At 64.0% G+C, this 18711-nt stretch carries 16 protein-coding genes; 11 read left to right on the top strand and 5 right to left on the bottom strand.

Annotated features, from left to right (window positions below):
• The 8 genes from C0Z19_RS14405 (at position 1) to C0Z19_RS14440 (ending at position 8829) form a co-directional block, all read left to right on the top strand.
• Positions 1 to 1332, top strand: coding sequence for a TadA family conjugal transfer-associated ATPase (locus tag C0Z19_RS14405; protein ID WP_102610519.1), 1332 nt, complete (start codon positions 1 to 3; stop codon positions 1330 to 1332).
• A complete protein-coding gene (locus tag C0Z19_RS14410; protein WP_102610520.1) occupies positions 1325 to 2398 on the top strand; it encodes a type II secretion system F family protein in 1074 nt (357 codons plus the stop codon). The genes C0Z19_RS14405 and C0Z19_RS14410 overlap by 8 nt, the downstream gene beginning before the upstream one ends.
• Positions 2399 to 2400: 2 nt before the next feature.
• Positions 2401 to 3480, top strand: a complete 1080-nt coding sequence (locus tag C0Z19_RS14415) for a type II secretion system F family protein (RefSeq protein WP_102610628.1) — start codon at positions 2401 to 2403, stop codon at positions 3478 to 3480.
• A gap of 76 nt (positions 3481 to 3556) precedes the next feature.
• Entirely contained in the window at positions 3557 to 4318 is a 762-nt protein-coding gene (locus C0Z19_RS14420; RefSeq protein ID WP_175084046.1) for a tetratricopeptide repeat protein, read from the top strand.
• A 103-nt stretch (positions 4319 to 4421) separates the two neighbouring features.
• Complete coding sequence (locus C0Z19_RS14425) at positions 4422 to 4766, top strand: DUF3613 domain-containing protein (RefSeq protein ID WP_102610629.1); 345 nt, start codon at positions 4422 to 4424, stop codon at positions 4764 to 4766.
• Between the two features lie 82 nt (positions 4767 to 4848).
• Complete coding sequence (locus tag C0Z19_RS14430) at positions 4849 to 6546, top strand: TadG family pilus assembly protein (protein WP_269844853.1); 1698 nt, start codon at positions 4849 to 4851, stop codon at positions 6544 to 6546.
• A gap of 37 nt (positions 6547 to 6583) precedes the next feature.
• A complete protein-coding gene (locus C0Z19_RS14435; protein ID WP_102610522.1) occupies positions 6584 to 7984 on the top strand; it encodes a sigma 54-interacting transcriptional regulator in 1401 nt (466 codons plus the stop codon).
• Between the two features lie 59 nt (positions 7985 to 8043).
• Positions 8044 to 8829 (top strand): DUF2968 domain-containing protein, encoded by a 786-nt coding sequence (locus tag C0Z19_RS14440; protein ID WP_102610523.1) that lies wholly within the window; start codon positions 8044 to 8046, stop codon positions 8827 to 8829.
• Positions 8830 to 8920: 91 nt separating this feature from the next.
• Here the strand turns inward: C0Z19_RS14440 and C0Z19_RS14445 are convergent, their stop codons facing one another.
• Positions 8921 to 9607 carry a GntR family transcriptional regulator gene (locus C0Z19_RS14445; protein ID WP_102610630.1) on the bottom strand — a complete coding sequence of 229 codons (687 nt, stop codon included), beginning with the start codon at positions 9605 to 9607 and terminating at the stop codon, positions 8921 to 8923.
• A 61-nt stretch (positions 9608 to 9668) separates the two neighbouring features.
• Here C0Z19_RS14445 and C0Z19_RS14450 point away from each other — a divergent pair, with 61 nt between their 5' ends.
• The gene (locus C0Z19_RS14450; protein ID WP_102610524.1) at positions 9669 to 9992 is read left to right on the top strand and encodes an antibiotic biosynthesis monooxygenase family protein; all 324 of its coding nucleotides are present in this window, start codon (positions 9669 to 9671) and stop codon (positions 9990 to 9992) included.
• 59 nt (positions 9993 to 10051) lie between these two features.
• On the opposite strand, the gene hfq is transcribed toward C0Z19_RS14450, so the two are convergent.
• Positions 10052 to 10543 (bottom strand): RNA chaperone Hfq, encoded by a 492-nt coding sequence (hfq, locus tag C0Z19_RS14455; protein WP_102610525.1) that lies wholly within the window; start codon positions 10541 to 10543, stop codon positions 10052 to 10054.
• A 360-nt stretch (positions 10544 to 10903) separates the two neighbouring features.
• On the opposite strand from hfq, the gene C0Z19_RS14465 reads away from it, so the two are divergent.
• Entirely contained in the window at positions 10904 to 12481 is a 1578-nt protein-coding gene (locus C0Z19_RS14465) for an FAD-binding oxidoreductase (protein ID WP_102610527.1), read from the top strand.
• 71 nt (positions 12482 to 12552) lie between these two features.
• The gene (locus C0Z19_RS14470) at positions 12553 to 13041 is read left to right on the top strand and encodes a hypothetical protein (RefSeq protein WP_102610528.1); all 489 of its coding nucleotides are present in this window, start codon (positions 12553 to 12555) and stop codon (positions 13039 to 13041) included.
• A 3-nt stretch (positions 13042 to 13044) separates the two neighbouring features.
• Here C0Z19_RS14470 and C0Z19_RS14475 read toward each other — a convergent pair whose 3' ends face one another.
• From C0Z19_RS14475 to C0Z19_RS14485, 3 genes are all read right to left on the bottom strand, one after another.
• Complete coding sequence (locus tag C0Z19_RS14475; RefSeq protein ID WP_102610529.1) at positions 13045 to 14868, bottom strand: AMP-binding protein; 1824 nt, start codon at positions 14866 to 14868, stop codon at positions 13045 to 13047.
• Positions 14869 to 15001: 133 nt separating this feature from the next.
• On the bottom strand, positions 15002 to 17563 hold the full coding sequence (locus tag C0Z19_RS14480) for an acyl-CoA dehydrogenase (RefSeq protein WP_102610631.1): 2562 nt from the start codon (positions 17561 to 17563) through the stop codon (positions 15002 to 15004).
• Between the two features lie 41 nt (positions 17564 to 17604).
• On the bottom strand, positions 17605 to 18540 hold the full coding sequence (locus C0Z19_RS14485; RefSeq protein WP_233196142.1) for a TetR/AcrR family transcriptional regulator: 936 nt from the start codon (positions 18538 to 18540) through the stop codon (positions 17605 to 17607).
• Positions 18541 to 18711 lie beyond the last annotated feature (171 nt).

The following is an 18711-nucleotide window of genomic DNA, read 5'->3' on the forward strand; positions in this document are numbered from 1 at the left end:
ATGGCAAACGACATCGAATTTGCCGACGACGCCTCCTCGTTCGCGCACACGCAGCAGTTCCAAGACATCAAGAACGCCGCCCACGAGCACTTGCTGACGCGGATCGAAGAACTCGGCGCCGAATTCGGCCGATGGTCGCGGGTGGCGATCAATCAGTTCGTCGATCTCGAGATGGACAGCTTCGTGCGACTGCGCCGCATTCCGATCAACGAAAGCGAAGTGCGGTTGATCGCCGAAGCGCTGACGAAAGAGCTGGCCGGATTCGGCCCGATCGAAGATTTGCTGGGCGACCCCGCGGTCGAAGACATCCTTGTGAACGGCTACCGGGACGTCTACGTGTCGCGACACGGCATGTTGACGAAGATGCCCGTGCGGTTCGCGGACAACGCGCATTTGCTGCGAATCGTGCGACGCATCCTTGCGCCCATCGGGCGCCGGCTCGACGAATCGAACCCGATGGTCGACGCGCGCCTGCCGGACGGCGGACGGGTCAACGTCGTCATCGAACCGTTGTCGATCGATGGCCCTGTCGTGTCGATTCGAAAATTCCGCAAAGACCCGCTGCGTCCGGCCGATTTGCTGTCGAACGGCACGTACGACGCCGAAATCGGCGCGTTGCTCGAAGCAGCCGTCGCGGCGCGCTGCAATGTCCTCGTCTCCGGCGGCACGAGTTCCGGCAAGACGTCCTTGTTGAATGCGCTCGCCTTTCATATCCCCGAGCCCGAGCGCGTCGTGACCATCGAAGACACGGCCGAATTGTCGCTGAACCATCCGCATGTCGTGCGACTGGAAAGTCGCCCCGGTGGCTTCGACGGTTCCGGGCTCGTCACGATCCGCGACCTGCTGCGCAACACATTGCGGATGCGGCCCGACCGGATCATCGTTGGTGAAGTCCGCGGCGGCGAAGTGCTTGAAATGCTGCAGGCCATGAACACGGGCCATGACGGTTCGATGGGGACCGTCCATGCGAGTTCGCCGCGCGAGTGTCTCTATCGATTGGAAATGCTGGCGGGATTCGCGGGATTTCAAGGAACGGAATCGAGCTTGCGACGGCAGATTGCAAACGCGATCGACTTCATCGTGCAAATCGGCCGGCTGTCGAACGGCCGGCGTCGCATCTTGTCGGTCACCGAAGTGACGGGGCTGTCCGACACGATCATCGCGACGCAGGAACTCTATCGTTACGAGCCGATCCTCGATGCCGATGGTGAAGAAGTCGACAATTGGACTTCGCTCGGCATTCACCCTCATTCGCCGAAGCTCGCCCGTTTCAGGAACATGCTCGGCGCGGGATTCGACGACGGCTACGCGCAAGGAGGCTTCCGTGTCTAGCGGCGTCGCCTGGCTCGCTGCCCTCGCGCTATTGTGTGTTGCTACCGCCTTGCTGTGCTGGCAGCGCGGCGTGCGCGCGCAGCGTCAACTCGGCAGCGGGCGCTTCATCGATAGCCGCATTGCCGCTGCACACGGCCATGCCAACGGTGTGGGCAGTGCAGCAGGCGCAGCCAGCGCGACGAAGGCGGGACCGGCTCCCGCTTTCGCTGCCGGCGTGCGAACGGGGCCGAGGGCCGGGGGCGTATCGAATCCGGCGCCGACGCGGCGCGGGGGCGCGTCGTCAATGCCCGAGCAAGCCGGCCGCCCTTCGGCGGAGCGGCTTAGCGGCTTGCCGCCGGCAATAGCAAACCTGGCTGTGCGGGCGGGGCTCGCGGGTGCAGGAACGTCGCTGCTGATTGCGCTTGCGGCGGTCGCGCTCGGCGTGCTCTGGGTCGCCATGCATGCCGGGGCCACAGCCGCCGCGGCGGCCACGATCGCAGCGGGCGCCGCGGCGGCGCTGTTTGTCACGGCGCGTTCGCAACGACGCCGGCTGGCGATCGTTGTGCAGCTGCCGGCGTTTCTCGATGGCATCGTGCGCCTCGTCACGCTCGGCAACAGTGTGCCCGCCGCGTTCCAAGCCGCATTGCAGACGGCTGAAATGCCGTTGCGCGAATGCCTCGATCACGTCTCGCGCATGATGCGTGCGGGCGTCGAGATCGATCGCGCACTCGCGCATGTCGCGCTCGTCTATCGCACGCGCGAGTTCGAGTTTGTCGGTGCGGTGCTGCGCTTGTCGGTCAAGTACGGCGGCCGTGCCGATGTGATGCTCGAGCGCATGGCCGCCTTCATGCGCGATCTGGAGCAAGCCGAGCGCGAGCTCGCCGCGATGTCCGCCGAGACACGCCTATCCGCATGGGTGCTCGTGGCGCTGCCGCTGTTGATCGGCGGCTTTCTGGTCGCGACGAACCCCGCGTACTTCAGTGCGATGTGGAGCGATGTCGAGGGGCGGCGCTTCGTTTATCTGGCGTTCGTGTTGCAGGCTGCGGGCGGTTACGTGCTCTATCGCATGACGCGCTTGAGGGCATGACGATGCGCAGCGATCGACTTGTGGCGCTTGCCCTCGCACTCGGGATGCTCGGATGCCTGCTGTTGGGCTATGTGGCGCTCGCGCGTGTCGCGCAGGCAAGACGGGGCGCACGCACGCTCGCCAACGCCCTCGAACGCAGAAGTGCGGCGCGTGTCACCGCTTCGGAGCAGGCGAGCGGCGCGTCTTCCGCCGCCGTTGCCTTGCCGCTGCAGAATCCGCGAGCGACGCCCGGCGCGACGGCGGGGCAGCGCGACGGAAAGCCGGTTGACCCGGCCTCGGTCGCGCCACGTTCGACGTTCGCGCGCTATCTGGCGGCGTGGCAGTCTCGCTTCGGCCATGCGGGCAGTCGCTGGCTCGATACATCGCTTGGCAGGCAGATTGTGGCAAGCGAAGACAGGCGCCTGCTCGAACAATGCGGCTTCGTCGATGCCGATGCGCGCGGCTTCTTTTTGCTCGCCCGGCTCGCGTGCGCGCTGGTTGCGCCGCTGCTCGCGAGTTGGCTTGGCGATGCGCTGGTCCCCGGCTCGTACCGCGTCGCGGTGATCGTCGCGAGCTTCGTGACCGGCTTCATGCTACCGAAGCTCGTGCTTGGGCGTCGTGCGGCGATACGACGCCGCGCCGTCACCGACGAAATGCCCGTGCTGGTCGATCTGCTGCGTCTACTGCAGGGTGTCGGCCTCTCGCTCGATCAAAGCCTGCGGATCATCGTCAACGATTTTCGCTCGATGCTGCCCGTTCTTTCGGGCGAACTGGACTTGGCGCAGCGCCAGTTCGCAGCCGGCCGCACGCGCGAGCAATCGCTGCAGCGTCTTGGCACGAGCTTCGAGAACGAGGACTTGCGCGCGATCGTTCGCCTGATGATTCAGGTCGACCGGCACGGGGGCGCCGTGCAGGAACCGCTGAAGCAGTTCGGCGATCGCTTGCGCGAGGCGCGCCGCGCGACGTTGCGTGAAAGGATCGGACATATCACGGTGAAGATGACCGGTGTGATGATCGTCACGCTATTGCCTGCGCTGTTGATCGTGACGGCAGGCCCGGGCCTCCTCGCGATCATCCGATCGTTGGCGGCGGTGCATCGGTGAATCCTGGTGAGGCTGTGGCGAACCCAGGGCCGATGCGTTGAATGGATGCAATGGACCCCACACTGAAGAGATAGCGATGGAGCGCTCCGATTTGACAGGCTTTTCCTTTCGCTCGATGTGCGCGATAGCGCTCGCGCTGACTTGCGGCGCATGTGCCTTCAAGCAATCGGGCTATGGCGCCGGCGTACAGGCGGAGCGCGCGGCGGCGCAAATCGCTGCCGAAAAGCAACCAGCGCCCGATACGCCCGGCATGTATCTCGCACTGATCGACCGCATGCAACGACAGGGGTTGTACTACGCCTCGCTCGCTCATATCGACGCGTACGAGAAGCAGTATGGTGTGACGCCTGATTCGACGCTGCTGCGCGCCGATGCCCTGCGCGAAACGGGACAGCCGACCGCAAGCGCGCAAGCCTACCGTACGTTGCTGTCGACCGCGCTTGCTGCACGCGGCTATCGTGGCCTGGGTCTGCTCGCGGGCGCGGCGGGCGATTTTCGTGAGGCATCGCGCGAACTGACGCAGGCGGTCGCCCTTGCGCCGACCGATGCAGCGACGCTTTCGGATCTCGGCTACGCGCTGCTGCGCGAGGGCGATGTACCCGATGCGCGCGTGCCGTTGATGCAGGCTGCCGAACTCGACTCGCGCAGCGGGCGCATCAAATCGAATATCGCGCTGCTGCTGTTTGCGCAAGGTCATGCGAAAGAGGCGCGAGCGTGGATGGACGATCAACACTGTTCGGCAGCCGCGCGCACGGCCATTCGCGACGATGCCGTCAAAGTCGCCGCCGCCGCGCGTGCCTATAGCGCTGGCGGCGCGGGCAGGCGGGCACGTGATTGATTGCTTAGGACTACAGATGAATGGGGTACGGCAAATGCATGCACGCACGGAAATGAAACCTCATCGAACGAATAGCATCGCGCCGCGCCCGGCGATCATTGTGATGATGCTTGCATTGAGCATTGCGATACCTGCGAGGGATCTGTACGCGCAAGATGTCGCGATGACGAACGCGCAAGCGGCGTCGCAAGGCGATGCGTCACACAATCGCACGGCCGACATCGGCCAGGCCACGCATGACTGGCTCGATCTGCAACGATCGAATGCCGCCGCGGCGCCGGCATTGCCGACTCCCGGCGCGCAGGCGAGCCTGGCCTACGAGCGGTACATGGACTCGTTCCGCACGAAGATCCCCGCAACGTTCGGTTCGGCGTTATCGGGCGCGAACAATGCCGGTCCGATCGGTCATTCGAACATGGGCGCGGCACAGCCCAGCGGTGCGAACTAGGACGTCGCCGATCGTGCCGTCAGGACCCAGGCCATTGCGAGGCGCCAAGAGCCGGCTGCATGGCGCGCGATCGCGGCGAGCAATGCAGCGCGGGGCAATCGCTCCGATCGTTGCGTTGTTCATGACGATCGTGGTTGCGGCGCTTGGCGCGCTCGATGTCGGTAACGTCTTTTTCGTACGCCGTTCGCTACAGCGCACGGTCGACCTGGCAGCGTTGGCGGCGGTGCAAACGATCGACGACACCTGTACGCAGCCCACGGCCGCCGCCCGCGCCAACGCCGCCGCGAACGGATTCGATCCCGATGCGGCGGGGCAAGCGCTGGCCGTCGTTTGCGGGCGCTGGGACCCGAAGGCCAACGCGGGCCCGGGTTATTTCGCCGCGGCCAATGCGGGCGCACAGGCGAACGCTGTCCAGGTGACGGCGCAGCGAACCGTGCCGTATTTCTTTCTTGGCCCTGCGCGTCAGATGACGGCGCAAGCGACAGCCAAGGCGACGAACCTCGGTGCGTTTACGGTAGGCACGACGCTCGCGCAACTGCAAAGCGGCCTCGTGAATTCGCTGCTCAACGGGCTGCTTGGTGCCAATCTGACCCTGTCGGTCGCTTCGTACGAGTCATTGGCGAATGCGCGCGTGCGCATGCGCGACCTGATGGCGGCGGCCGGCGTCGGCACCATCGATCAACTGCTGGCGACGCAAATCAATGTGGCGAAGTTGGCGAACCTGATGGTGACGGCGCTATCGACGACGTCGATCGCCAATGCCGATCTGCAAACGGACCTGACCACGCTACAGGCAGTAGCAGGCGGCGTGACCGCCACTACGGCGCAGTTTCCCCTTGGCGATGGAGCCGACGGCCATGGCGTATTCGCCGTCGATGCGGCCACTGGCCAGAGTGTGCTCGATGCGACGGTGAGCCCGTTCGATGCGCTGTTGGTGGCGGCAGAGATTGCGCAAGCGGGGCAGCCGCCGATCCAGCTCGGGACCGGCTTGAACATTGCCGCCCTCGGCGCAACGTTGAAAGTGCAGATCATCGAGCCGCCCGTACTGGCTGTCGGCGAGGCTGGCATCGATCCAACGACTCAACATTGGCGAACGCAGGCGCACAGCGCGCAGGTGCGCCTGTATCTGAACGTCGCACTCGGCACGCCATCGTTGCCAATGATCGGCAGCGTCGGCCTGAACTTACCGCTCTCGCTCGAAGCGGCGCCCGGCACGGCCTGGTTGCAAGCGACCCGTTGCGCGGCGACGAAGGCCGTCAGCGCTTCGACGATCGGCGTCCAGCCGGGCCTCGCGAACGTCTGCGTGGGCGATGCGCCCGACGATCTATCGGCGTCGCAGCCGTTCAGCTGCACGAAACCCGCGACGCTCGTTAACGTGACGAACGTGCTGCGGGTGACAGCGAATGCCGCCGTGCCGGCAGTCGTGCCGGAGACGTCGGCCGCGACGCTGACGTTCGACGGCGTCACGCCGAGCGACGACGACTACGGCAGCGCGGACGCGAACGCCGTCGGCAGCGTGCTGGCGACCGCGCTGTCCGGGCTTGCCGCTTCGCTGTCGCAGCCGAACGGGCTCAACGTGGCGCTGTTCGGCGGCGTGTCGCTGCCGCTCGGTCTGCTCGACGAGACGCTGCTGGCGGCGCTGCTCCCCGACCTCGACGTGTTGCTCTCCGGGATCGACCTGGCCATCGATCCGCTGTTGCAACTGCTTGGCGTGCAAGTTGGCGTGGCGACGATCCATGACCTTTCGCTGACCTGCGGGGCCGCGCAGCTCGTTGATTGACGTACCGTGGTACCGATGCTTAGGACACCTGAAAAAAATGAGAACCGCCCACACAATCGAGGAACTGGACATTTTCGTCTGGGAGGGCAAGGCCGACATCGTCGAGCGCGTGGTGCGCTGCATGTCGAGCTTCGACGTCGATGTGATCCGCGCCGACGACATGACGAACTCGCCCGAGCGCAACGCTGCGCGCGCCGCGCTTGCCGTCATCAGCGTCAGTGTGATCGACAGCAGCGGCGGGGGCGCTCGGCTGCGCGATTGGCAGGCGCATACGGGCATGCCCGTGATCTGGGTCGGTGCGTTGCCGCGCGAGCGCGACCCCGCCATGTACCCGCCCGAATACTCGCACGTGCTCCCGCTGGATTTCACCTGCGCCGAACTGCGCGGCATGGTGACGAAGCTGTTGACCCAACTGCGCGCGCACACGGCGCAGACACTTGAAGCCACGGCGCTCGTCGCGCATTCGGAGTGCATGCAGGCGTTGTTGCACGAGGTCGATACGTTCGCCGATTGCGACACGAGCGTGCTCGTCCGGGGCGAAACGGGCGTGGGCAAGGAGCGTATCGCTGCGCTGCTGCACGACAAGCACAAGCGCTATGGCGCGGGACCATTCGTTCCTGTCAATTGCGGCGCCATCCCCGACGGCTTGTTCGAGTCGCTGTTCTTCGGTCATGCCAAGGGGTCGTTCACGGGAGCCGTCGGCGCACACAAGGGCTACTTCGAACAGGCTGACGGGGGCACGCTGTTTCTCGACGAAATCGGCGATCTGCCGCTCTACCAGCAAGTGAAGCTACTGCGAGTCCTGGAGGACGGGGCGGTGACGCGGATCGGTTCGGCCACGCCGGTCAAGGTCGACTTCCGGCTCGTGGCCGCGACGAATAAGGACCTGCCGCAACTCGTGAAGGATGGCGCGTTTCGCGCCGACCTGTATTACCGGCTCGCGGTGATCGAGCTGCGCATTCCGTCGCTCGAGGAGCGCGGGGCCGTCGACAAGATCGCGATCTTCAAGTCGTTCATCGCGTCGGTGGTCGGTGCGGAGCGGCTGGCCAGCCTGCCTGAAATCCCGTATTGGTTGGCCGATGCGATCGCCGATACCTACTTCCCCGGCAACGTGCGCGAGCTGCGCAACCTGGCGGAGCGCATCGGCGTCACGGTGCGGCAGATCGGAGCCTGGGATGCCGCGAGGCTGCGCCGGCTCATCGCCCATGCGCGCAACGCCCAACCGGCGCCGGCCGAAAGCGCGAACGAGCCCGTCGTCGACCGCAGCAAATGGGACATGGCCGAGCGTACGCGCGTGCTGGAGGCGCTCGCGTCGAATGCCTGGCGGCGGCAGGACACAGCGCAATACCTCGGTATCAGCCGCAAAGTCTTGTGGGAAAAAATGCGGAAGTACCAGATCTTCGACGAGGAGCCCGAAACGCGAGAAAGTGAGGGATAATGGCGCGCTTGAGTCAAAACTGTCTCAAAAAGTAGAACTATTCGCGCAGGAAACGACACATGAACCACTATTCGTGTTTACGGGGAACCGCGCTCGCCGCGCTAATCGCAATCGGGGGATTGGGGACAACAGCTTGTGCCACGGCGCAGTCCAACGCGGACGGCGCCGCAAACGTTGCAACGGTTGCTTCTGCAGCCACCGCGCCCGTCATGACCGCTTCGCCGGCCGCATCGACGCAGTTGTCGTCGCCGGCGGCCGCGCCGGATCAGACCACGACGGCGACGGCGGCGGAAGCGAAGGAGGGGCAGGGCAACGTTGCTGAATTACAACGCTTGATGCAGGGTACGGAGCTGTCCGAACTGCGGACCGCGTACAACGGCACCTACGGCGCGAGCCTTCTGCTGCATGGCAAAGACATGACGTACTACGTCGCCCTGTTTCAGCAGAAGAATTTCTGGCGCGTGATCAAGACATCGAACGAGGACTACGCGGAAGCCGTCTACGCGGATTTCACGCGTCGCAGCGCGCAATTGGCCGATGTCGAGATCAAGCGCACGAAGCTCGCGGCGCAGAAGGCGTACACGGAGGCGCTGATCGCGGCGGCGCAGGCGCGCGCCGATCGGCTGCAAGCCGACCTCGACGTGGCCCGCAAGCAACAGGAACTGGCTGCCAGCCGTCAGAAACAGGCGCGCGAAGAAGCCGCATCGTTGCAGACGCAAAAACTTGCCGCGCAGGAGCAGTTGAACGCAATGCAACAACAGGTCCACATGCTCCAGAGCGAAACCGAACAGGGCTTGCCGCACTCGCGTTCCACGCGTTTCACGCATCGTCGCAACAAGCATTGACCCGCGCACGCTCGAGCGCCGTGAAGCGCCGAGCGTATGCAGCGCCATTGCCGCGGCGCGGCCGCTTTGCCGGCCGTAGCGCGGCATTTTCCTATTTCCGACGGCGAACCGTCCCGGCTTGGATGTCGGTTTCGTTCTGCATCCGCGAGACGACGCCTTCGACAATCCGCTTTGCGCTCGCCAAGTGTGCAACGGTCGTGGCTCGCGCTCCACGCGCGTCGCGCAGCTTGCACGCTTTCAGAATCGCGCCATGCTCGTGCTGAAACGCAGGGGTGTCGGCTAGTAGCGTGTTCTGCAACCGCTCGTAGCGTTCGACCTGGCCGCGCAGCTCGCGAATCGCTTTCAACTGCCGTGCATTGCCGCACGGGGCATATAACAGTTCGTGGAACTCGCGATTGAGTTCGCCTTGTTTCTCAGCCGTCGTCGCTTTACCCAACAAGCGATGCACGAGCTCGGCGCGCACGAGCGTCTCCTCGTTCATGCGCTTCACGGCACGAAAAATCGCGTCGCCTTCCAGCAATACGCGCAGCCCGTAAATCTCGTCGACATCCGCGAGTGTCAACGCACGAACGACGGCGCCACGATTCGGATAGATCTCGACGAGTCCCTCGGCCTCGAGCTTTTGCAGCGCTTCGCGCAGCGGGATGCGGCTGACCGAAAAACGCTCGGCCAGCTCGCGCTCGACAAGCCTCGCGCCGTCGCCCAACTCGCCGGTCGCAATGGACGCCCGCAGCGACAGCGCGATGGCGTCGGCCGTGGAATCGATCTTGGTTTGCATGTTCATTTCCGCAATATTTGGCATAATGGTATACCAAACTACCACCAGCCTGGAGGCTCGGATGTCGTTCGCAAAAACGGGTGCAACGCCGTATTACGCGGTGATCTTCACGTCGGTCCGCACGGATGTCGATGACGGCTACGAGGAAACAGACCGGATCTTGTGCGATGCCGCCGAGAAGCTGCCGGGCTTTCTCGGGTCCGAATCGGCGCGCAATGGAATCGGTATTACGGTTTCCTATTGGCGCGATCTTGAATCGATTGCGGCATGGAAGGCGGACGCAACGCATCTGATCGCCCAGAAGCGCGGACGTGAGAACTGGTATGAGGAATACGTCACGCGCGTCTGCAAGGTCGAGCGCGATTATTCGTTCAAGAAGGCGTAAAGCGCGAGAGGCCGTAGTGTGGTGCGGCAGCGGGCCCCGTGGGTCGCTGCCGCATGTTTTTATTCTTCTTCGTGATTGCCCGAATCCGAATTGCCGTTGCTGCCGCCGCTGGTGCCCGGCAGCGTGCTGAAGGGGCGACGCCGGCGCGTCACGACCACCGGCGCGTCGGACGAACGATTATCGGGAGCGGACGGCGAGCCGTAGTGTTCGCGCGGCTCCCGCGGTTCGCGCGGTTCCCGGGGCTCGCGCCCCTCGCGCCCTTCACGCGGGCCCGAGCCTTCGCGCGAGCCGTGCCGCTCGCCATAGCCGCCCGTGCGTGGGCCGCGCGGGCCAGGCCGCGTGCCCGTATCGATCTGGATCGTCGAAATGGCGCGTTTGTAGATGCCCTGCAGCCCAACGGGCGTACGGAGCATGACGAGGTACTGATCGAACGACTCGATGCATCCCGTCAGGCGGATGCCGTTGACGAGATAGATCTCGACGCGCTTGCGCTCTTTGCGCGCGGCGTTCATGAAGTCGTTCTGCGGATGCGATTCGGAAGGATTCGGCATTGCTAGGACTGCAGCGTGGGCTGCTCCAGGGTTGGTTGGCGGCCGCGCGACGATACGCGCACGATTGGGCGGGATTTTACCGCGTGCGCGCAAAGCGTGTATCGATTTGGCGAAGATCGACGTGTCGTGCGCGTCGCCAAGGCGATTTCCGACGATGTTTTGCACCGTCCCGGGTCAGTGCATGCGCACGCGCCGTGGGCGAACGGCCCCGGGATTGGGCAAAATCCGCTCAATTCGGTAACGTTTTCTTGCGGCTGCGAGCGCGATGCCTATCATCAATGACAAAGCAGAAAATTCCACCGCGTTGCGTGCGGGCCACGGGCACAGGCAAGGCATACCACCGACGAGAAGACCGAAACGATGAACGCCAGTCCGCCGAACCTCTCCGCAGTGGTTTTTGCGCGTGTACTGCGCGAGCTGGCCTCGGTCGTGGGCGCATCGAACGTGCTGACGACGGCCGACCGCCTGCGCGAGTACGCCGATCCCTTCACGCCGCAGCCGAGCGCACGCTCGTTCGAGGCATCGGCGGTGGTGCTGCCGGCCACGGTGGTCGAGATTCGCGAAGTGCTGAAGCTGGCACGCGCCTATCGGTTGGCGCTTTGGCCTGTGTCGGGCGGCCGCAATTTCGCCTACGGCGGGGGCGCGCCGCGCTTGCGCGGTTCCGTCGTACTCGATTTGAAGCGGATGAACCGGATCATCGAAGTGGATGAAACGTTGGCCTACGCGCTGGTCGAGCCCGGCGTCACCTATTTCGACCTCTATGCGCATTTGCGGGAGCGCGGCGTGAAGCTGTGGGTGGATCCGGCCGCCGCGGGCTGGGGCAGCATCGTCGGCAATACGCTCGAGCGCGGGTTCGGCTACACACCCTATGGCGACCACGCCGCGCATCAATGCGGAATGGAAGTCATGCTCGCGAACGGCGAGCTGATTCGCACGGGCATGGGGGCGATCGAAATCGGGCGGACCTGGCAGCTCTATAAAGCCGGATTCGGGCCGTCCTACGACACGATATTCATGCAGTCGAACTTCGGCATCGTGACGAAGCTCGGGATGTGGCTGATGCCGCGGCCCGACGCTTATGTCATTGCGCACGTGAAATTGCCGCGCGAGGCGGATCTCGAAGCCGCCGTGGAAACGCTGCGGCCGCTGAAGCTCGACGAAACGATTCGCAATCATGCCGTGATCGAAGGCGCGATTCGCCATGCCGCCGGTCAATCCGCTCGCCGCGATTGGTACGGCGGAAAGGGTCCGCTGCCCGATTCGGTCGTCGACCAAATCACCGCGCGGCTCGACATCGGGCGTTGGAATGTGCATTTCGCCATCTACGGCGAACGCGGGATCGTGGAGGCGCAGCTCGCGAATGCGCAGCGGGCCTTTTCGCGCCTACCCGGCGCGCGAATCGAGCTGCACCGATATGCATCGGATGCCGAACCCGTGGGCGGCGCCGAGCGCAACATGGCCGGCATTCCAAGCCTGAGCGCGTTTCGCATGCTCGATTGGGTCGGAGGAACGGGGATGCATGTCGATTTCTCGCCGATCTGTCCTTTTACGGGCCGCGACGCAATGCGGCAGTACTCGGTCGCCAAGGCGCGGCTGGCCGAATACGGATTCGACTACTACGGCGGTTTCACGGCCGGCACGCGACACTTGCATCACATCGTCGCGACGATCTTCAACCGCGACGACGCCAAAGAGACGGAGGCGGCTGCCGATTTGCAGCGGGTCTTGATGAGCGATGCGAGGTCCGAAGGATACGGCGTCTATCGAACGCATCTTGCGACCATGGATTTTGCGGCTTCGCAGTACGACTTCAACGACGGGGCGCTGCTGAAGATGTCGGAGACGATCAAAGACGCGCTGGACCCCGATGGCATTCTGGCGCCGGGAAAATCGGGAATCTGGCCTCGCGCGTGGCGCGGTCGGCGCGGCTCGGTGTGAGGTGATAGGTGACGCATGAGGTGATGCATGAAGCAACGCACCGTGCTGCCCTTGATCGAAGGAGTTCGTCAATGGACCGACGCGCATTTATAACCGCCAGCGCCGGCGCGGCGGCGTTCTGTTGGGCGGCGCCGTGGCTCGATTGCTATGGAGTCCTGATTGATCGTATGCAGCCTGAGCATCCGTCGTTGCCTACGTTGATCGTCGTCGACAGTGCGCTCGCCGAGAGTCGTGCATTTGCAGCGAACGCATGCGGGAGTGGGGTGCATCGGATCGACATGGGCATCGACATCGACATCGACGCCGATGTCGGAACGCTATGGCACGCGAAGTTGCGCCATTGGACGGGGGCGATCTGCGGCATGCTGCGCCCGTCGGATTGCTTCGTTCTCCGAACTTTCTCGATGGCGGAGGGCCGTGTTTTTCGGGTTATGCCGGTCCTCGTGCGCCCCGGGCGGCAGATTTCCGAGGCGCGGGCGGCGGCGTTCGCGCTCGACGGTGCGTTTGCTGCGCCGTCGAGCGCGGTGTGCTTCGGCACGTGCGCGAAGCCGCTTGGCTGAGGATCAATGAACGCTGCCGCCAGCGTTGCCATTGCCATTGCGCGGGCGGCCTGTGGCGCTGGTGCGCATCGGGTCATGCTTTGCCATTTCTTCGTCACGCAATGCGCGCCGCAAGATCTTGCCGACATTCGTCTGCGGTAGTTCGCGACGAAACTCGATCAGCTTGGGCACCTTGTAACCGGTCAGGTTCTTGCGGCAGTGTTCGAGGATTTCCTCGCGCGTGAGGCCGGTCTCACGTGGCACGACGAACACTTTGACGCGCTCGCCCTGGGCCTCGTCGGGAACGCCGATGGCCGCGACTTCGCGTACGCCGGGATGCATCGCGATGACATCCTCGATCTCGCTCGGATAAACATTGAAGCCCGACACGAGAATCATGTCCTTCTTGCGATCGATCAGCCTGATGAAGCCGGCAGCGTCCATGACGCCGATATCGCCGGTGGCGAGCCACCCGTCGGCGTCGAGCACCTTTGCCGTTTCGTCGGGCCGCATCCAATATCCCTCCATGACCTGCGGTCCCTTGACGCAAAGCTCGCCGGCCTCGCCGATATTGGCCCAGGTGCCATCGTCCTTGCGAAAGCGCACGAAGGTGGAGGGAGCGGGCAGCCCGATCGAACCGTCGAATTCGCGCGGGTGGTTCAGATCGACCGGATTGAATGCGACGATCGGCGAACATTCGGTCAGCCCGTAACCCTCGATGATCGGCTTGCCCGTCACGGCTTTGAAGCGTTCGGCCACGGCCCGCTGAGTGGCCATACCGCCCGCCATGGCGAGCTTCAGATTGGAAAAATCGCGCTTGCAGAATTCCTCGTTCTCGAGAAGTGCCTTATAGAGCGTGTTGATCGCGAGAATGCCGGTGAACGTTTGCTTGCGCAACATCTGTACGACGCGCTTCGTATCGCGCGGATTGGCGATCAGGATGTTGCGTCCGCCCAGACCCAGGAAGATAAGCCCGTTTACGGTCAGCGAGAGGATGTGATAAAGCGGCAGCGGCGTCAGTACCGTCTCGATCTCGCTGGTCAACTCGCGCTCGGCCCAGGCTTTGGCCTGCAGCAGGTTGGCGACGATGTTTCGATGCGTGAGCATGGCGCCTTTTGCAACGCCCGTGGTGCCGCCCGTGTATTGCAGGAAGGCCAGCTCGTCGTGCGAGACGATCGTCGGCGCAAGCGGCGATCTGGCGCCGATCGCCAACGCGCGGCGCATGCGGACGGCGCCCGGCAGGCGATAGGCCGGCACCATCTTCTGAATGCGTTTGATGACGAAGTTCAGCAGGCGTCCCTTGGCGTTCAGTCCGGAACTCAGCAGATCGCCCAGCGCCGTGATGACGATATGCTGCACGGCCGTCTCGGGCAGCGCCTCTTCGAGCGTCTTGGCGAAGTTCTCGAAGACGACAATCGCCGTTGCGCCGCTGTCTTTCAACTGGTGCGCGAGCTCGCGCGGCGTGTAAAGAGGATTGACGTTGACGACGACTGCGCCGGCCTTCAGCACGCCGAACAATGAAACGGGGTACTGGAATGTATTCGGCAGCATGATCGCGACGCGGTCGCCGCGCTTGATCCCGATGCGTTGCAGATAGGCGGCGAATGCGTTGGCCCGGCGCGCGAGCGTGTCGTAGGTCATTTCGCAGCCCACGCTGACAAAGGCCGTGCGGCCGCGAAACTGCGTGGTGCATTCGTCGAAGAAATGCGCGACCGATTGGTATTGGGTCACGTCTATATCATGCGGTACGCGGGGCGGATAGGAGGCGTACCAGATGCCGTCGGTGTTCGGCGTTGGCGGATCTGCCGAGCTTTGCGCCGCGGGCGGTGCGCCGCCGTTCGATTCCATAGCGACCGATGCAACGTGCTGCGCGATGGGTTCGTTCATGTTTGCCGGCTCCCTGTGGTCATCATCTTTTCGCGACTGCAACGATCGATATGAACGCCCGCGATCGCCGCAGCGTCAATATCGATCGATTCGATCAATGTCGATCGATATTGACGGATAAATCGGCTGGCGTGTCCATGTCCGTCAGGCGTCGATCGTCTTGCCCCGCATCGGAGTGCGGCGGGTTCGCGCCGCCTGCCGCAGCTTCGGGACGGTCGAGATTCGCCGGAAAATCGTCGACTTTGACGAGCATCGCACCGTCCTGCGCGAAGCGCACGAGCGTCTCGCATTCTCGCTCGTCGAGGTACCCCGAATCTTTGAGCGCACGCGCCCAGCCCGGCACTTCCGCCAGGCTTTGCGGCATAGGCTGGACGCGGCCCGCGCGAACGGCTTCGTGCAGCTTGGCCTCGATTTCCGACACTTCCTGGCACAGCTCCAGCAGACGTTCGCCGCATGCAATCGGGTCGTTTGCATCCGCTTGCGTCGGCACGTGCGAGTCGGCGAGCAGGCGCTTGCGCGCGTCGCAAGGGGTTTGGATCAGCAATGCGATCGTGCTCGTGAGCGCGTCGGACGGCGGGCGTCGCCTCAGGCCGTAGGGGAAGGCGAGGGCGCGCATGATCGCCGCGGCGAAACGGTTCGGGAAGTTCGCGAAGAGGCCTTCGAGCGCGACGTCTGCCGCGTGTAGCGCATCTTTGACGCCCCAGCGCACGAACGGCAGATCTTCGGCGTGCGCCCCTTCGTCTTCGAAGCGTTTGAGCGTGGCGGACATCAGCACGAGTTGCGAAAGGACATCGCCGAGCCGCGCAGATAATCGCTCGGTCCGCTTCAGGCGGCCGCCGAGCAGCAGCATCGACATATCCGCAACGATTGCGAACGCGATGGAAAGCCGCGTGACGGCGCGGTAGTACTTCGCGAGCACCGGTGTCGCGCCTTTCGGCTTCGTGAGAAAAACGCCGCACGTCAGGCCATGAAAGACACTGCGCAACGCATTCGATCCGAGGAACGCGGCATGCCGGAAAAATGCATGGTCGAACGCGATCAGCGCGCGTTCGTTGTCATCGTCGCGCGCCGCGGTCATTTCCTTGAGCAGATACGGATGACATCGAATCGATCCCTGGCCGAAGATGATGAGCGAGCGAGTGAGAATATTGGCGCCTTCGACCGTAACCGAAATCGGCAATTGCTGATAGGCGCGCGCCAGAAAATTCGACGGCCCCATGCAGATTCCTTTGCCGCCGGCGATATCCATCGCATCGTTGACGATGCGGCGCGAGCGCTCGGTCACGTGATACTTCGCGATGGCCGACAGCACGGCGGGCCTTTCGCCCAGGTCGACGGCCTGCGCGCAGAACCGCCGCATGGCATCGATGACGTAGAGATTGCCACCCATGCGGCCGAGCGCTTCATGAATTCCTTCGAATTTGCCGATCGGCGTCCTGAATTGCCGACGCAGCGCCGCATAGGCACTCGTGCCGCGCACGGCCAACTTTGCCGTGCCGACACCCGCGGACGGCAACGAGATGGCGCGCCCTGCCGCAAGGGATTCCATCAACATGCGCCAGCCGTTGCCGACTTGGGCGGGGCCGCCTATCACCCAATCGATCGGAATGAAAACATCCTTGCCCGAGTTCGGGCCATTTTGAAAGACGGCGTTGAGCGGCCAGTGGCGGCGGCCGATGTTGACGCCCGGATGCGAAGTGGGAATCAGCGCGCAGGTGATGCCGGGCTCGTCTGCCGAACCGAGCAGATGATCGGGATCGCGTACGCGAAAGGCGAGGCCGAGCACCGTGGCGATGGGCCCGAGGGTGATATAGCGCTTGTCCCAGGTCACGCGAAAGCCGATCGTTTCGCGGCCTTCATACGTGCCTTTGCAGACGATGCCGACATCGGGGATGGCGGCGGCGTCCGAGCCGGCGTAAGGACTCGTCAATGCGAAACAGGGGATTTCTTCGCCGCTGGCAAGCCGCGGCAGGTAATAGGCCTTTTGCCTGTCGGTGCCGTAGTGCAGCAACAACTCGGCGGGCCCGAGCGAGTTCGGCACCATCACCGATACGGCCGCGGCGGAGCAACGCGAGGACAGCTTCATGACCACCTGCGAGTGCGCATAGGCGCTGAAGCCTTTACCGCCGTATTGCCTGCCGATGATCAGCCCGAGAAAGCCCCGCTGTTTGATGGTTTGCCACGATTGCGGCGAGAGATCCTGCCACTGTGCCGTCGTTTCCCAATCGTTCGACAGATCGGCCAACGTTGCGCATTCGTTATCGAGGAACGCGCGCTCTTCATCGGTCAGCGCGGGCGGGCCGTGAGCGAGCAACGTATCCCAATCGGGGCGGCCCTTGAAGAGTTCGGCGTCCCACCAGACCGTGCCCGCTTCGATCGCATCGCGCTCGGTTGCCGACATCGCGGGCAGTGCGCGACGAAAAAAAGCGAGCACGTGCGTGCTTAAGAGCGCGCGCCGCAGCGGCTTGATCGTAAGGATGAGTGCCGGTACGACGAGCACGACGCCGAGCGCGATGCATGCTGCGAGTCCGGCCGCACCAGTCGCCACCACGATCGCGAGCCAGACCGAGAGCGTGACGAGCCACCATAAGGCCGCAGCTTCGACGAAGACCAGGATAGCGCTCGCGACGGCGAGCGCCACGACGAGCCATGCCATGAGCATTCCTCCCGAAAGGGGCGCGTACGCGCGGGTCGCAGTCAGAGTGCGGGGCGCGAGCCGTCTTGCTGTTGGGCGGCGTGCGCCCCGGCTGCTTGCAGCGCTGAAGCGGCCGCAATCGACGGGGATTCCTGCTCCTCGCGTTTGGCTGCGGGCTGCTCGCCCTGATGTCCGTTGCGACGTTCGTCCTGTTCCCCGGCATGGGGGCCGTCTTGGTGCGTCGACGCGTCGAGCGGACCGCACGCGCTGATCTTCGTGGCGGCGTCGCAGCCGTCGCCGGCATCGCCCAGCACGGCCGCGAACGCGGCAAGCTGCGTGCCATCCGGTAACGGCGCCTTCAGGGCGGCCACCATCAGCGAGGCAAGCCTTGCGATCAGATGCAGATCGCTGATCGCTTGTCCCTTCGAAAACTCGGCGATGAGATTGTCGGTGTCGGCGCCGGCGAGCACGCCCGAGAGCGCACCGATGGCGAAATGCAGACGCCATCCGAGTTCTTCGCGGGGCAGGTGCGGCAACGCGCGTTGGAACGCGTCGAAGAAGCGCTCGGCCACATCGGCATAATGCCCATTCAAAAATTCGTGAATGAAGGCCGACGGATCCGTATAGGCGCGTCCAAGCAGGCGCAGAAAGGCCGGGCCGCCCGCCCGAGGGTCGCGCGACAAACGCAATGCCGGAATGAACATTGCCCCGAGCACGTGCTCGCAGGTCAGACGATCACCGAGCTGCGTATCGAAGCGGTCGAGTAATTTCAGGCGTTCGACGTTGAGCTTGTCGAGACGACGCGCCAGCATCGCGTGAATGAGCGCTTCTTTACTGCCGAAGTGATAGTTGACGGCGGCGAGATTCACATCGGCGCGCGATGTGATCTGACGTAACGACATGGCTTCGTAGCCGCATTCGATGAAGATGTCTTCGGCAGCATCGAGAATGCGCGCTTTGGTGTCGCCGGTGCTTCGACTGGATGTTCGAACGACCATGTGCCCTCCCTGTAGGCCAGAGTTCATGCTGTCCGCTGTTGGCTGGGGTGTCGATCCACCGACTCCGGCCCATGCAGAGCACTTACCCTGATCTCACGCACAGCAACGCCGGTTGCCCGGCTGCGAACAAGCGATTCAAGCCTCTGATTGAAATGCGTTATTTTTAGCACG

Origin of the sequence: Trinickia soli (genome assembly GCF_002879855.1) — a bacterium.
Classification (GTDB): domain Bacteria; phylum Pseudomonadota; class Gammaproteobacteria; order Burkholderiales; family Burkholderiaceae; genus Trinickia; species Trinickia soli.